This window comes from Methylobacterium sp. Leaf108 (genome assembly GCF_001423265.1).
Lineage (GTDB): Bacteria > Pseudomonadota > Alphaproteobacteria > Rhizobiales > Beijerinckiaceae > Methylobacterium.
Map to the genome: position 1 here is coordinate 59,713 of NZ_LMND01000003.1, position 14,056 is coordinate 73,768.

Here is a 14,056-nt window from a genome sequence, read left to right on the forward strand (position 1 = left end):
TGACGCCCGCGCACAACTTCGCTTTCACGCGGCCGGCGGGTGAGCCCGACCGGCCCAGAGGGGAAACACCGATGAGAACACTGCTCCGCACCGGCGTCGCACTCGGCCTCCTGATGTCGGCGACCCATGCCATGGCCGACATCAAGATCGGCATCGTCGCGCCGATCACCGGCCCCAACGCGGCCTTCGGCGCCCAGATCAAGAACGGCGCCACCCAGGCGGTGGAGGACATCAACAAGGCCGGCGGCATCAACGGCGAGAAGATCGTATTGTCGGTGGGCGACGACGCCTCCGACCCCAAGCAGGGCGTCTCGGTGGCCAACAAGTTCGCCTCGGAGGGCGTGAAGGCCGTGGTCGGCGCCTTCAATTCCGGCGTCTCGATCCCGACCTCCGACGCGCTGCAGGAGGCGGGCATCGTCCAAATCAGCCCCGCGTCCACCGCGATCAAGTTCACCGAGCGCGGCAACTGGAACACCTTCCGCACCTGCGGCCGCGACGACCAGCAGGGCGGCGTCGCCGGCGCCTACCTGGCGGACAAGTTCAAGGGCAAGAAGATCGCCATCGTCCACGACAAGAGCCCCTACGGGAAGGGCCTGGCCGACGAGACCCTGAAGGCGCTCAAGGCCAAGGGCGGCTCCAACGTGATCTACGAGGGCATCAACCCGGGCGAGAAGGACTTCTCGGCCCTCGTGTCGAAGCTCAAGCAGGCGCAGGTCGACGTGGTCTACTACGGCGGCCTGCACACGGAGGCCGGCCTCATCATCCGCCAGATGCGCGACCAGAGCCTGAACGCCCCGCTCATGGGCGGCGACGGCATCACCGACCGGGAGTTCGTGCAGATCGCCGGCCCGGGCGCGGAGGGCACCTACATGACCTTCTCGCCCGACGCCCGCAAGAACCCCAAGGCCAAGGCCATCGTCGACGCCTTCAAGGCGCGCAAGATCGATCCGGAGGCCTACACCCTCTATTCCTACGCCGCCGTGCAGATCCTCCAGGCGGCGATGACGGCCACCAAGTCCTCGGACGGCAAGAAGATCGCCGACTACATGCACCAGGGCAAGCCGTTCGACACGGTGATCGGCGACATCTCCTTCGACAAGAAGGGCGACATCACCCGGCCCGACTACGTGATGTACGTCTGGAAGAAGGCCCCCGACGGCTCGATCAACTACGCCGGCAACGAGATCGAGTAGTCGATCGCCGGCGGCGCCCCCCCTCCCCGCAAGGGGAAGGGGAGCGCCTTCAGGTGGGACGAGGCGGGGCGGTCGAATCGCCGATCGCCGCCATAACGCCTTGCGCCGCCCGCGTGCCTTCCTCGTAGGCGCCGCCGGCGGTGCCCCATTGCAGACGCGAGAGCGCTTCGCCGGCAAACCAAATCTTGTCCCCCACCGGTTCGGAGAGGGTGGCCCGGGCGCCGGCATGGCCCGGCGGCACCACCGCCCAGGAGCCGCGGGCCCACGGGTCGTGGCGCCACTCGCTCACAGCGGGGATCGCGAGGTCGTGGATGGCGCGGTACCCGACGTGCTCGGCGAGCACGCTGCGGACGTAGCGGCGTACCCCGTCCGGCCCGCTCCCCGCCGCGTCGAGTTCGGCGGCGGCATGGACGTCGAGTTCGAAGAAGTGGAACGGCGTGCCGTCGATGTGGGTGAGGAGACCGGGGGGGTTGCGCCGCCCGCCGACCACGCTCGCCAGCCGGTCCGCCCCCCGGAACGGGCAGGACGGCCAGTGCAGCACCGCATGCTCGTAGATGCCGGTGGAGAACCCGTCGATGGCCGCGCGATGGGCCGGCGGCAGGGCCGGGGCGAACAGGGCGCCGCCGCGCAGGACCATCATCGGCACGGTGACGATCGCCGCCCTGGCCCGCAGGGTCTCTCCGCCGGCGGTGGCGATCGCCACCCCCTCCCCGCTCCAGTCGATCCCGGTGACGGCGGTGCCGAGCGCGATCGGCAGCCCCTGCGCGAGACGGGCGAGATAGCCGCCGAAGCCGCCGGCGATGAAGCGGTTGTCGCCGTATTCCATGCTGGGAAAGTCGTGCAGGGACACCTCGCTCAGGGGCTGGCCCGAGACGAGACCGTGGACGAGCGTCACCCGCTCGCCCCACGGCCCGAGGCCGGGGGGCAGCACGCTCGCGGCCGGCCGGTCGGGTCCGGGGCGGGCGGCCCCCTCGGTCATCGCCCGGTCGGCCAGGGCGAAGGCGCGACCGAGCGCGCGCTCCTCGTTGCGCCGCGCCCGGCGGCGCCCGACCCAGAGGTGGCTCTCCTGGGCCGCCACCCGCAACGGCTCGCCCCGCGCCTGCCCGAGGCGCACCAGCGGGTTGATCGGCCCGGCGTGCAGCCAGTGGCCGCCCAGATCGACCGGGTGGCCGCGCAGCCGGGTCGTCACCAGCCGGCCCCCGACCCGGTCGCGCGCCTCCAGCACCGCCACCGCGACGCCTCGTTCCGTCAGGGCCCGCGCGGCGGCGATGCCGGCCGCCCCCGCCCCGACCACCACCACCTCGGGGTCCGGCGGCAGGGCGGAGAGGCGCGGGGACACGCTCGGCCGGAAGTGGGCATGGGCGGGGCGCGCGGAACGGATTGGGATCATGAAACACCCTGGACGGGACGAGGAGCCGGCCGGGGTCCTCCAGCGCATGGGGAGGACGGGCGGGCCGCGGCCTTGCCCCGGCGCCGGGGCGAGGCCAGATGCTGGGCGCAGGCGGACGCCGCCATCGGCGTCCGCATCGGGGATTCGTCCATGCTGATCAAGGCCTCCCTCGCCGCCCTGAGACAGGTGTTCTCGCCGCCCCTGCGGGCGATCCTGTGGAAGTCGCTGGCGCTCACCATCGGCATCCTGGCGGTGATCTGGTTCGCACTGACGCGGCTCATCGCGTGGTTCCTCGCCAACCACCACCTCTCGGCGGATTATCCCTTCCTCGACACCCTCGCCTTCTTCTTCGCGGGGGCCGGCCTGTTCGTGGCGCTGGCCTACCTGATGCCGGCGGTCTCGATCCTGGTGGCGGGCTACTTCCTGGACGACGCCGCCGCCATCGTCGAGGCCACCGACTTTCCCGGCGAGCCGCCCGGCCGGGCGATGCCGCTCGGCCAATCGATGCTCTACACCGCGCGCTTCGCCGGGCTGGCGCTGCTGGTCAACCTCGTGGCGCTGATCCTGTTCTTCGTGCCGGGGGTGAACCTCGTGGCGTTCTTCGGCGCCAACACCTACCTGCTCGGCCGCGAGTATTTCGAGCTCGCCGCCGCCCGCTTCCGCGGGCTGGACGAGGCCGGCGCCATGCGCCGCCACCATTCCTTCACCGCCATGAGCGCGGGCGCGCTGCTGGCCGGGCTGATGGTGGTGCCCATCCTCAACCTACTGACCCCGCTGTTCGGCATCGCCCTGATGGTCCACGTCCACAAGGGCCTGAGCCGGCGGGCGGAGCTGACCGGGCCGGAGGTGCAGGGGCGGCTGCGGTAGGCGCGAGGTTCAGTCCCGCGTGCCCCAGCGCGTGCCCATCCGGCTCGGCGCCGAGGCGTCGGGGCCGATGGCCGGGCCGCTGGGGCGCTGCACGCCCGACGCGGGCATCGGCTCGGGCGCGGAGGTGGGCGCCACCTCGACCTCGGCCGGGCGGGCTGCGGTGGTGAACTGGCCGGCCTTGCGGAAGCGCCAGAGGTAGCCCGGCACCACCGCCTCCAGGGCGGTGGGCACGACGCCCAGCGCCGTAATGGTGCGCCCCTCCGCCTCGGCGGCCTCCGAGACGACGTTGTCGGTCTGGAGCAGGGTGACCTGGTCGCGGGTGAGCTTGAGGGCGTCGGGCAGGAGGCCGAGCGACAGGGTGTCGACGATCTCCAGCATCCGGGCCTGGAGGTTGGCCGCCAGCAGCGGCAGCGCCACCACCGGGCGCCGGCGCATGGTCGTCTCCAGCATGTAGCGCACCAGCGCCTCGAGGGTGCGGATCTCGGGGCCGCCGAGTTCGTAGACCGTGCCGCCGGGGACCTTGCCGTCCACCGCCCGGGCCACGGCCTCGGCGACGTCGCCCACGAACACCGGCTGGAACCGGGTCTCGGCGCCGGCGAGCGGCAGCACCGGCAGGGCCCGGGCGAGGCCCGCGAAGCGGTTGAAGAAGCTGTCGCCCGGCCCGAAAACGATGGAGGGCCGGAACACCACGGCGTCGGGCCGGGCGGCGAAGACCTGCGCTTCGCCCAGCGCCTTGGAGCGGGCGTATTGCGACGCGGACTGGGCGTCGGCGCCCAGCGCCGAGACATGGACGAGGTGGGCACCCACCGCGGCCGCCGCGCGGGCGATGGCCCCGGCTCCCTCCGCCTGCAACCCCGAAAAACTCTGGCGCCCGCTCTCCTGCAGGATGCCCACGAGGTTGACGACGATGTCGGCGCCCGCCACCGCCTGCGCGATCGACTGCGGATAGCGCAGGTTGGCCTGGACGGCGACGATCTGGCCGACCTTGCCCAGCGGCTGCAGGAACAGGGCGAGGTCGGGCCGGCGCACGGCGACGCGGATGCGGTAGCCGCGCTTGGCCAGCGCCCGCACCACGTGCCGCCCGAGGAAGCCGGACCCGCCGAACACGGTCACGAGGCGTGTCGCGGCCGGGGTCAACGGCCCGGCGCCGGGCATGGCCTGGGAAATTCCGGTCTGGGAAATCCTGGTCTGGGAAACCCCGGTCTGGGAAACGGTCTCTGGAAGGTCGGTCATCGCTGATCCCGAAAGACGGCCCGGAGCGGGGTCTGCCGCGCTCGCGCGAAGGGATCGCGGCCGGCGCCGGTCCCGTGCGCAGCGCTATGTAGAGCAGTTCCAGCCCGAACGGGAGCCGCCGCGGGCCGCGAAAACACGCGACGTCGCGGCCCCGGACGGGACGCATGGCGCCAAGCGGCCCGACGGTGGTATCGACGCCCGATGCTGCAGACCTTCGGCGAGGCCTTCTCGCTCCTCGCAACCCTCGACCGGGACGTGGTGGCCATCGCCGCCCTGAGCCTGCGCGTCAGCGCCTCGGCGGTGGCGATCGCCGCCCTCGTCGGGATTCCCCTGGGCGCCCTCGTCGCCCTGGTGGACTGGCGCGGGCGCCAGGCGGTGGTGGCGCTCCTCAACGCGGCCATGGGCCTGCCGCCGGTGATCGTCGGCCTCGTGCTTTACCTCCTGCTGTCCCGCTCCGGCCCGCTGGGGGCCCTCGGGCTCCTGTTCAGCCCCACCGCGATGATCGCGGCGCAGGCGGTGCTGGTGACGCCCCTGGTGGCGGCGCTGGCCCGCCAGACCGTCGCCGATGCCGACGGGCAGTTGGGCGAGCAGCTGCGCTCGCTGCGCCTGTCCCTGTGGCAGCGCATCCTGGTGCTGATCTACGACGTGCGCTTCTCCCTCGTCACCATCGTGCTGGCCGCCTTCGGGCGGGCGATGTCGGAGATCGGCGCGGTGCTGGTGGTGGGCGGCAACATCGCCGGGCACACCCGCACCATGACCACCGCGATCTCGCTGGAGACCCAGAAGGGCGACCTGCCCCTGGCGCTGGCCTTCGGGCTGGTGCTGATGGCCCTCGTGATCGCCGTCAACGCCGCGGCGGCCGTGCTGCGCGGCTACGCCGCCCGCGCCTACGGATGAGCGGCCCCGCCGCCATCGTCCGCCTCGCGGGCCTGCGCTACGAGGCCGGGGGCCGCACCATCCTCGACGGCCTCGACCTGACGCTCGAGGGCACCGGCATCACCGCCCTCGTCGGCCCCAACGGCGCGGGCAAGAGCGTGACGCTTCGGATGATCGACGGGCTGCTGGCGCCGCAGGCCGGCACCGTCGAGACCGGCGCCCTGCGCCGCGCCTTCGTGTTCCAGCGCCCGCCCCTGGTGCGCACCAGCGCGGCGCGCAACGTCGCCCTGGCCCTGGCGCCGCTCGGGCTCTCGGGGGCCGAGCGCAGGGCCCGCGTGGCGCAGGCCCTCGCGCGGGTCGGCCTCCTCGACCGGGCCGGCGACCCGGCGCCGAAGCTGTCGGGCGGCGAGCAGCAGCGCCTGGCGCTGGCCCGCGCCTGGGCGACCCGGCCCGGCCTCCTCCTCCTCGACGAGCCCACCGCCAGCCTCGATCCCGCCGCCACCGCGACCGTGGAGACGCTGGTGGCCGAGATGGCGGCGGAGGGCATCGCCGTGGTGCTGGTGTCGCACAACCTCGCCCAGGTGGCGCGGCTGGCCGAACACGTCGTCGTGCTTGCCGCCGGCCGCGTGGTCGAGCAGGGTCCGGTCCGACAGGTTCTCGGCGCACCGCGATCGGCGCAGGCCCGGGCCTACATCAAGGGAGAGTTCTCATGGGAATCGGCCGTCGCAGCCTCCTGAGCCTGTGCCTCGCGGTCTGCCTCTCCGGGCCGGCCGCCGCCGAGCCGGGGGAGACGATCACGGTGGCCTCCACCACCTCCACCGAGCAGTCGGGCCTGTTCAAGCACCTGCTGCCGCTGTTCACGCAGGCCAAGGGCATCGGCGTGAAGGTGGTGGCGCTGGGCACCGGCCAGGCCCTCGACGTCGGCCGGCGCGGCGACGCCGACGTGGTCTTCGTCCACGACCAGGCCGCCGAGGAGGCCTTCCTCGCCGACGGCTTCGCCGTGAAGCGCCAGGACGTGATGTACAACGACTTCGTCGTGGTCGGCCCCAGGAACGACCCGGCCAGGGCCGGCGGCCAGGACGTGCTCGAGGCCCTGCGCCGCATCGCCGCCGCCAGGGCGCCCTTCGTCTCGCGCGGCGACCGCTCGGGCACCCACGCGGCCGAACTGCGATACTGGAAGGCGGCGGGCGTCGACCTCGGCGCGGCCAAGGGCGAATGGTACAAGGAGATCGGCCAGGGCATGGGCCCGGCGCTCAACACCGCCTCGGCCGCGAACGCCTACCTCCTGTCGGATCGCGGCACCTGGCTCTCGTTCAAGAACCGCGGCGATCTCGCCATCCTGGTGGCCGGCGACCGGCGCCTGTTCAACCAGTACGGCGTCATGCTGGTGAACCCGGCCAAGCACCCGCAGGTGAAGGTCGCCGCCGGCCAGGCCTTCGTCGACTGGCTGGTCTCGAAGCCCGGCCAGGACGCCATCGCCGCCTACACCATCGGCGGCGAGCAGCTGTTCTTCCCCAACGCGGCCCCGGATGCGAAGGGGCAGTGAGCGCGCACGAGGCCGGGGAATCGGCTAGAGAGCGGGCATGACCGCTCCCCTCGTCCGCTTCGCGCCCTCACCCACCGGCTACCTGCACATCGGCAACGCCCGGCCGGCGCTCCTCAACGCGCTGTTCGCCCTGCGCCACCGCGGGCGCTTCCTCTTGCGCCTCGACGACACCGACGCGGACCGCTCCACGGACGTCTTCGCCGATGCCATCGCCGAGGACCTGGCCTGGCTCGGCATCGTGCCCGACCTCGTCGCCCGCCAGTCCGACCGGGCGGCGATCCACGACGCGGCGGCCGAGCGCCTCAAGGCGATGGGCCGGCTCTACCCGGCCTACGAAACCCAGGACGAGCTGGAGCGCCGCCGCCGGCGCCAGCTCGGCCGCGGCCAGCCGCCGCTCTACGACCGCGCCGCCCTCGACCTCACCGAAGCCGATCGCGCCGCCCTGGAGGCGGAGGGGCGCAGGCCGCACTGGCGGTTCAGGCTCGACCACAGGAGCGTGACCTGGACCGACCTCGTGCGTGGGCCGGCCCACGTCGATTGCGCCTCGCTGTCGGACCCGGTGCTGATCCGCGCCGACGGCAGCTACCTCTACACCCTGCCCTCCGTAGTGGACGATGCCGAGATGGGCGTCACCCACGTCATCCGCGGCGAGGACCACGTCACCAACACCGGCGTGCAGGTGCAGATCTTCGAGGCGCTGGGGCACCCGGTGCCGGTGTTCGGCCACCACAACCTGCTCACCACCATCGACGGCGAGGGCCTGTCGAAGCGCCTCGGCCACCTCTCGCTGCGGGGGCTTCGCGACGAGGGCTTCGAGCCGGCGGCCGTGCGCTCGCTGGCGGTGCTGACGGGCTCGGCCGAGGCGGTGCGGGCGGTGGCCACGATGGACGAGCTCGCGGCGTTGACCGACCTGGCGCAGATCTCGCGGGCGCCCGCCAAGTTCGACCCGCACGAGCTCGACGGGCTCAACGCCCGCCTGATCCACGCCATGCCCTACGCGCAGGCCAGCGAGCGTCTGCTGGCGCTGGGCGTGCCGGACGACCGCGCCGAGGCGTTCTGGCTCGCGGTGCGGGCCAACCTCGCCAAGGTTGCCGAGGCCGGCGACTGGTGGCGGGTGGTGGCCGGGCCGGTGACCCCGGTCGTCCCCGACCCCGGCTTCGTCGCCGCCGCCCTCGCCGTCCTGCCGCCCGCGCCCTGGGACGGCGAGACCTGGAAGGTCTGGACCGGGGCGGTGAAGGCCGCCACCGGCGCCAAGGGCAAGGCCCTGTTCATGCCGCTGCGCCTGGCGCTCACCGGCCTCGAACACGGGCCGGACCTCGCCGGACTGCTGCCGCTGATCGGCCGGGAGGCGGTGGTGGCGCGGCTGTCGGGCGAGTAGGCCCGCCGGTCACCCCTCGCCGGTCTTGCCCCGCTCGGCCCGGCTGCGGCCGAAGTCCGGTTCGGCGGTCTCCTGGCCCTGGGCGACGATGCCCCGGCGGATGGCGCGGGTGCGGGTGAACAGGGCGTGGAGCGCGTCGCCGTCGCCCCAGCGGATGGCGCGGGCCAGGGCCGAGAGGTCCTCGTTGAAGCGGCCCAGCATCTCCAGCACCGCGTCCTTGTTGGCGAGGAACACGTCTCGCCACATGGTCGGGTCGGAGGCGGCGATGCGGGTGAAATCGCGAAACCCGCCGGCCGAGAACTTGATCACCTCCGATTGCGTCACCGCCTCGAGGTCGGCGGCGGTGCCGACGATGTTGTAGGCGATGAGGTGGGGGACGTGGCTGGTGATGGCGAGCACGAGGTCGTGGTGCTCGGGCGTCATGGTCTCGACGATGGCGCCGATCCCCTCCCAGAACGCCTGCACCCGCGCCGCCGCGCCCGCGTCGCCCTCGGGCAGCGGGGTGAGGATGCACCAGCGCCCGGAGAACAGGGTCGAGAAGCCGGCGTCCGGCCCCGAGTATTCCGTGCCCGCCACCGGGTGGGCCGGCACGAAATGGACACCGGGCCCCAGATGGGGCGCGACGGCGGCCACCACCGCCACCTTCACCGAGCCGACGTCGGAGACCACCGTGCCGGGCGCGAGATGCCCGGCCATGGCCTCGGCCACCGCGCCCGCCGCCCCCACCGGCACGCACAGGATCACGAGGTCGGCCTGTGCCACCCCTGCCACAAGGTCGTCGGTGGCGACATCGGCGATGCCGAGCGCCCGCACCCGCTCGAGCACGGCCGCGTCGCGGTCGATCGCCACGATGGTCTCGACCATGCCGTAGTGCCGGGCCGCCCGGGCGATGGACGAGCCGATCAGCCCGAGGCCGACGATGGCCAGGCGCCGGAACGGGGCCGGCGCCTCAGCGGGCACGGGTCTCGTCCATGAAGGCGGCGAGCGCGGACAGGAACGCCTCGTTGGCGGCCTGCGAACCGATGGTGACGCGCAGGGAGCCGGGCAGGCCGTAGGCCGAGACGCGGCGCACGATGATCCCGCGCTCGGTCAGGAACGCATCGGCGTCGGCCGCCGAGCGGCCCGGCGCATCGGGGAAATGGACCAGCACGAAGTTGGCGACACTCGGGGTGATGGCGAGGCCCAGGGCGCGCACGCCCTCGCCGACCCGGGCGAGCCAGAGGTCGTTGTGGGCGATCGCCGCGGCGACGTGGTCCTCGTCGGCGATGGCCGCCGCCCCGGCGGCGATGGCCAGCCCGGACAGGTTGAACGGACCCCGGATGCGGTTGACCGCGTCGGCCACCTCGGGCGGGGCCACCATCCAGCCGATGCGCAGGGAGGCGAGGCCGTGGATCTTCGAGAAGGTCCGCGTCGTCACCACGTTCCGCGCCTCGTGCACGAGGGCGAGCCCGGCCTCGTAGTCGGCCGCCCCGACGTATTCGGCATAGGCCCCGTCGAGCACCAGCAGCACCCGCGGCGGCAGGCCCGCGTGCAGGCGCCGGACCTCGCAGAACGGCAGGTAGGTGCCGGTGGGGTTGTTGGGGTTGGCCAGATACACGATGCGCGTGCGCGGGGTCACCGCGGCCAGGATGGCGTCGACGTCGGCCGTCAGGTCGCGCTCGGGCACCACCACCGGGGTGCCGCCCGCCGCCAGGATGGCGATGCGGTACACGAGGAAGCCGTGCTCGGTGTAGATCCCCTCGTCGCCCGCCTCCAGGAAGGCGTAGGCCAGGAACGACAGCAGCTCGTCCGAGCCCGCACCGCAGACGATGCGGGCCGGATCGAGGCGATAGCGGTCGGCGATGGCCTGGCGCAGCCGCGTGGCGTTGCCATCGGGATAGAGGGCGAGCTTGCCCGCCGCCTCCGACAGCGCGGCGATGGCCCTGGGGCTCGGGCCGAGCGGCGTCTCGTTGGAGGAGAGCTTGTGGACCGGATGCGCGCCCGGCACCCCGCTCTTTTCGGGGCCGCTCTTGCCGGGCACATAGGCCTCGATGGCGAGCACCCCGGGGCGGGGCAGCGGGCGGGCGTCGGACGGGTCTGCGGGAACGGTCATGTCGGGATACGGCGCCGGAACGAGGGCGAAGCCGTTCCTCTAGCGCATTTCGTGAGGCCGTGGACACCGGCGGCGACGGGAAAGAATCGCCGCAGCTCCGACCGGGCGGGACGCCCTACACCCGGAACCGCGCCGCGTGGCTGCCGACCTCGTCGAGGCTCTGCGGGGCGGCACCGGCACGCTCCAGGGTCTCGCGCAGCTGGCGCGGGCCGGCGCCGCCGGGAACCGCGAGGAGGAGGCTGAGGCCGTCCCGGGCCACCACCTCGCCGTAGAGGTCCTGCAGCGCGCGCTCCGCCTGGGGCGTCCAGGCCGCGACCCGCAGGGCGTGGAGCACCCAGTCGCGCTGCGCGGCGGCCGGGTCGTCGAGGGGGTTGGAGATCACGAACACCGGGGTCCCGGCCGGGTGGGTCGGCCGCTCGATGAAGGGCAGGCGGGCGATCACCTTGGGCCGGCCCTCGCCCACCAGCCCCTCCCACCACGGCGCGGCGCCCGAGGCCGGGGCCTCCTCGGAATCGAGGCGGAAGATGCCCAGGTCGCCGCGGGAGGCCGCCACCGCCTCGATGACCGCGAGGCAGGTGGGATGCGGCCGGTAGGGCACCGTGAAGCCGAAGTGGAACCGGGCGGAATCGCGCATCGGCGCGTCGCCGCCCGAGACGTCGGCGTGGACGCCGAACGGCGCCTGGACGTAGGTGAAGGTGGCGATGATGACCCGCCAGATCCCCTCCACGGTGTCGAGGGGCAGGAGCCCGCGATGGCGCTCGGCCACCCGCCGCATCATCCCGGCCTCGCGGCCGGGCCGGAAGGCGGAGCCCGAGGCCGAGGTCTTCTTGACCGCGATCAGCCGGTCGATGATCGACCCGCGCTGGATCAGCAGGGCGTGCATCTCCGCGTCGATGCGGTCGATCTCGGCGCGCAGGGAGGCGAGATCGTCGAGGGGCGGCGCGGGTCTCGTGAAAAAGCGCATGCGAGGAAACGCGGGTCCGGGGCGGGGGACGAGTGGTCGGCGCGTGAGAGGCCGCCGGGCCCGTATGCGGGACCCTGCTCGGGGGCCTTGCTTAGGGAATTGCGCACGCGAGGGCCAGTGCGAGGAGCGATCCTGCCCGGCAAACGGCCTTTTGCCGGGGCGGGGGCCTTTCGTTGACGCCCGCAGGGGCGCACATTACCTCGCGTGACATCCGTTGCGGGCAGACCGGCTCGTGCCGGCCGGCGCTCGACGCCCAAACCCGAGACGGACGGAACCGTCAAGACCCGCCATGGACACTTCCCTCGATCCCGCCACGGCACCGGGCGCCCCCGTGGACGACGTTTCCACGCGGGACCCGTCGCAGCCGGTCGACCCCAGGAGCCGGGATCCCAAAAGCGCCGATCCCAAAAGCGCCGATCCCAAAAGCCCGGTGGCGCTGTTCGGGACGGACGAGCCGCTGGCCATGGACGCGGGGGTGGCGCTGGCGCCGTTCCGCATCGCCTACCAGACCGCGGGCACCCTCAACGCGGCGCGCACCAACGCGGTGCTGATCTGCCACGCGCTCACCGGCGACCAGCATTTCGCCCACACCCATCCGCTCACCGGCAAGCCCGGCTGGTGGGAGACCCTGGTGGGCCCGGGCAAGCCGGTGGATACGGATCGCTACTTCGTGATCTGCTCCAACGTGATCGGCTCCTGCATGGGCTCCACCGGTCCGGCCTCCCTCGACCCGGCCACCGGCCGGGCCTACGGGCTCGATTTCCCGCTGGTGACCATCCGCGACATGGTGCGCGCCCAGGCGATGCTCCTCGACCGGCTCGGCATCCCCGACCTGTTCCTGTGCATCGGCGGGTCGATGGGCGGGATGCAGGTGCTGCAATGGGCGGCGAGCTACCCCGAGCGGGTGTTCGCGGCGATGCCCATCGCCACCGGCGCCCGGCACTCGGCCCAGAACATCGCCTTCCACGAGGTCGGCCGCCAGGCGATCATGGCCGACCCGGCCTGGGCGGAGGGGCGCTACCTCGAAGAGGGCACGCGCCCGGCCAAGGGGCTCGGCGTCGCCCGCATGGGCGCCCACATCACCTACCTCTCGGAGCCGGCGCTGCACCGCAAGTTCGGCCGCCGCTTCCAGGGCGGCTCGGCCCCGACCTTCTCCTTCAACGCCGACTTCCAGATCGAGAGCTACCTGCGCCACCAGGGCCTGAGCTTCGTCGAACGGTTCGACGCCAACGCCTACCTCTACCTCACCCGCGCCATGGACTACTTCGACCTCGCCGCCGATCACGGCGGGGTCCTGGCCAAGGCGTTCCAGGGAACGAAGACGCGGTTCTGCGTGATGTCCTTCACCTCCGACTGGCTGTTCCCCACAGCCGACTCGCGGGCGATCGTGCATGCGCTCAACGCGGCCTCGGCGGCGGTCGCCTTCGTCGAGGTCGAGAGCGACAAGGGCCACGACGCCTTCCTCCTCGACGAGCCGGTGATGTTCAACGCCGCCAGGGGGTTCATCGACGCCGCCGCCCGGGCGCGCGGGCTGTGAGAGTGGCCTCGAGACCGCCCGGAACGCGTCGTCCCGCCCACCTCCTCATCCTAAGGTGCCGCGTGAGCGGCCTCGGGAGGAGGGAGCGGGACGGAACGCCGGCGGGTGCCGCCTCATGACGATGAGCCGCTCCCCATCCCTTTCCCCCGCCCCCTGGCAGGGCATCGGCGCACTGCCGCACGACGACGGCGCGCGCATCGATCACCTGATCGTGCTCGGCCTGGTGCCGCCCAACGCCCGGGTGCTCGACATCGGCTGCGGCGACGGTTCGCTGCTGGCGCTCCTGCGCGACCGGCGCGGGGTCGACGGGCGCGGCATCGAATTGTCGCGCGAGGGCGTCAACGCATGCCTGGCCCGCGGCCTGCCGGTGATCCAGGGCGACGCCGACACCGACCTCGAGAACTACCCCGACGACGCCTTCGACGTGGTGGTCCTGTCCCAGACGATCCAGGCGACGCGCAACCCGCGCATCGTCCTCGAACACCTGCTGCGGATCGGCCGGCAGGTGGTGATCTCGTTCCCGAACTTCGGGCACTGGCGGGTGCGGGCCGAACTGGGGTTTCGCGGGCGCATGCCGGTGACGACCCTGATGCCGGAGGCCTGGTACGAGACCCAGAACATCCACCATTGCACCATCCGCGACTTCGTCGGCCTGTGCCGGGTGGTCGGCGCCCGCATCGAGACCGCCCAGGCCCTGAACGCCAGGGGCCGGCCGATGCGCTTTGCCATGCCCTGGTGGGTGTGGAACCTGATGGGCGCACAGGGGGTGTTCCTGCTGCGCCGGGGCGAGCCGGACCCGACCTGAGGCCGCCCGCGTTCCACGTGAAAACTCGGGCGTCGGCCCGACGCTTCACGGGCGGGACCGGGCAAGGACCTTGCATCGGATCGCGTACCGGGACCGGCGTCCTGCGCCGCTCGATTCCGGCGCGGCCGGCGGCGTGAAGGTCTCTCCCCTCCCCGCGAGGCGGCGATCGAGGCGG

General features: G+C 72.9%; 13 protein-coding genes. 8 read left to right on the forward strand and 5 right to left on the reverse strand.

Annotation, left to right across the window (positions count from 1 at the left end):
- Window positions 1–71: 71 nt before the first annotated feature.
- A complete protein-coding gene (locus tag ASF39_RS04650; protein WP_156399248.1) occupies window positions 72–1,193 on the forward strand; it encodes a branched-chain amino acid ABC transporter substrate-binding protein in 1,122 nt (373 codons plus the stop codon).
- 49 nt (window positions 1,194–1,242) lie between these two features.
- On the opposite strand, the gene ASF39_RS04655 is transcribed toward ASF39_RS04650, so the two are convergent.
- A complete protein-coding gene (locus ASF39_RS04655) occupies window positions 1,243–2,583 on the reverse strand; it encodes an NAD(P)/FAD-dependent oxidoreductase (RefSeq protein ID WP_200938152.1) in 1,341 nt (446 codons plus the stop codon).
- Window positions 2,584–2,733: 150 nt separating this feature from the next.
- On the opposite strand from ASF39_RS04655, the gene ASF39_RS04660 reads away from it, so the two are divergent.
- On the forward strand, window positions 2,734–3,450 hold the full coding sequence (locus tag ASF39_RS04660; RefSeq protein ID WP_055881266.1) for a sulfate transporter family protein: 717 nt from the start codon (window positions 2,734–2,736) through the stop codon (window positions 3,448–3,450).
- 9 nt (window positions 3,451–3,459) lie between these two features.
- On the opposite strand, the gene ASF39_RS04665 is transcribed toward ASF39_RS04660, so the two are convergent.
- Window positions 3,460–4,605 (reverse strand): complex I NDUFA9 subunit family protein, encoded by a 1,146-nt coding sequence (locus tag ASF39_RS04665; protein ID WP_056281437.1) that lies wholly within the window; start codon window positions 4,603–4,605, stop codon window positions 3,460–3,462.
- A 279-nt stretch (window positions 4,606–4,884) separates the two neighbouring features.
- Between ASF39_RS04665 and ASF39_RS04670 the strand changes: the two genes are divergently transcribed.
- From ASF39_RS04670 to ASF39_RS04685, 4 genes are read left to right on the forward strand one after another with little or no spacing between them, the layout of a single operon-like run.
- On the forward strand, window positions 4,885–5,580 hold the full coding sequence (locus ASF39_RS04670; protein ID WP_056281439.1) for an ABC transporter permease: 696 nt from the start codon (window positions 4,885–4,887) through the stop codon (window positions 5,578–5,580).
- A complete protein-coding gene (locus tag ASF39_RS04675) occupies window positions 5,577–6,296 on the forward strand; it encodes a phosphate ABC transporter ATP-binding protein (RefSeq protein ID WP_055880457.1) in 720 nt (239 codons plus the stop codon). Before ASF39_RS04670 ends, ASF39_RS04675 begins: the two co-directional genes overlap by 4 nt.
- Complete coding sequence (locus ASF39_RS04680) at window positions 6,269–7,105, forward strand: substrate-binding domain-containing protein (RefSeq protein ID WP_082494361.1); 837 nt, start codon at window positions 6,269–6,271, stop codon at window positions 7,103–7,105. The genes ASF39_RS04675 and ASF39_RS04680 overlap by 28 nt, the downstream gene beginning before the upstream one ends.
- A gap of 37 nt (window positions 7,106–7,142) precedes the next feature.
- Complete coding sequence (locus ASF39_RS04685; RefSeq protein ID WP_056281442.1) at window positions 7,143–8,483, forward strand: glutamate--tRNA ligase; 1,341 nt, start codon at window positions 7,143–7,145, stop codon at window positions 8,481–8,483.
- A 9-nt stretch (window positions 8,484–8,492) separates the two neighbouring features.
- On the opposite strand, the gene ASF39_RS04690 is transcribed toward ASF39_RS04685, so the two are convergent.
- The 3 genes from ASF39_RS04690 to ASF39_RS04700 form a co-directional block, all read right to left on the reverse strand.
- A complete protein-coding gene (locus tag ASF39_RS04690; protein ID WP_055880465.1) occupies window positions 8,493–9,443 on the reverse strand; it encodes a prephenate/arogenate dehydrogenase family protein in 951 nt (316 codons plus the stop codon).
- Window positions 9,433–10,575, reverse strand: a complete 1,143-nt coding sequence (locus ASF39_RS04695) for a histidinol-phosphate transaminase (RefSeq protein ID WP_056281445.1) — start codon at window positions 10,573–10,575, stop codon at window positions 9,433–9,435. The genes ASF39_RS04690 and ASF39_RS04695 overlap by 11 nt, the downstream gene beginning before the upstream one ends.
- Window positions 10,576–10,690: 115 nt before the next feature.
- Complete coding sequence (locus tag ASF39_RS04700; RefSeq protein WP_055880470.1) at window positions 10,691–11,539, reverse strand: chorismate mutase; 849 nt, start codon at window positions 11,537–11,539, stop codon at window positions 10,691–10,693.
- 289 nt (window positions 11,540–11,828) lie between these two features.
- Here ASF39_RS04700 and ASF39_RS04705 point away from each other — a divergent pair, with 289 nt between their 5' ends.
- Together ASF39_RS04705 and metW are read left to right on the forward strand one after the other, a co-directional pair.
- Complete coding sequence (locus tag ASF39_RS04705; protein ID WP_056281447.1) at window positions 11,829–13,076, forward strand: homoserine O-acetyltransferase; 1,248 nt, start codon at window positions 11,829–11,831, stop codon at window positions 13,074–13,076.
- A 115-nt stretch (window positions 13,077–13,191) separates the two neighbouring features.
- Window positions 13,192–13,881, forward strand: coding sequence for a methionine biosynthesis protein MetW (gene metW, locus ASF39_RS04710; protein ID WP_056281449.1), 690 nt, complete (start codon window positions 13,192–13,194; stop codon window positions 13,879–13,881).
- Window positions 13,882–14,056 lie beyond the last annotated feature (175 nt).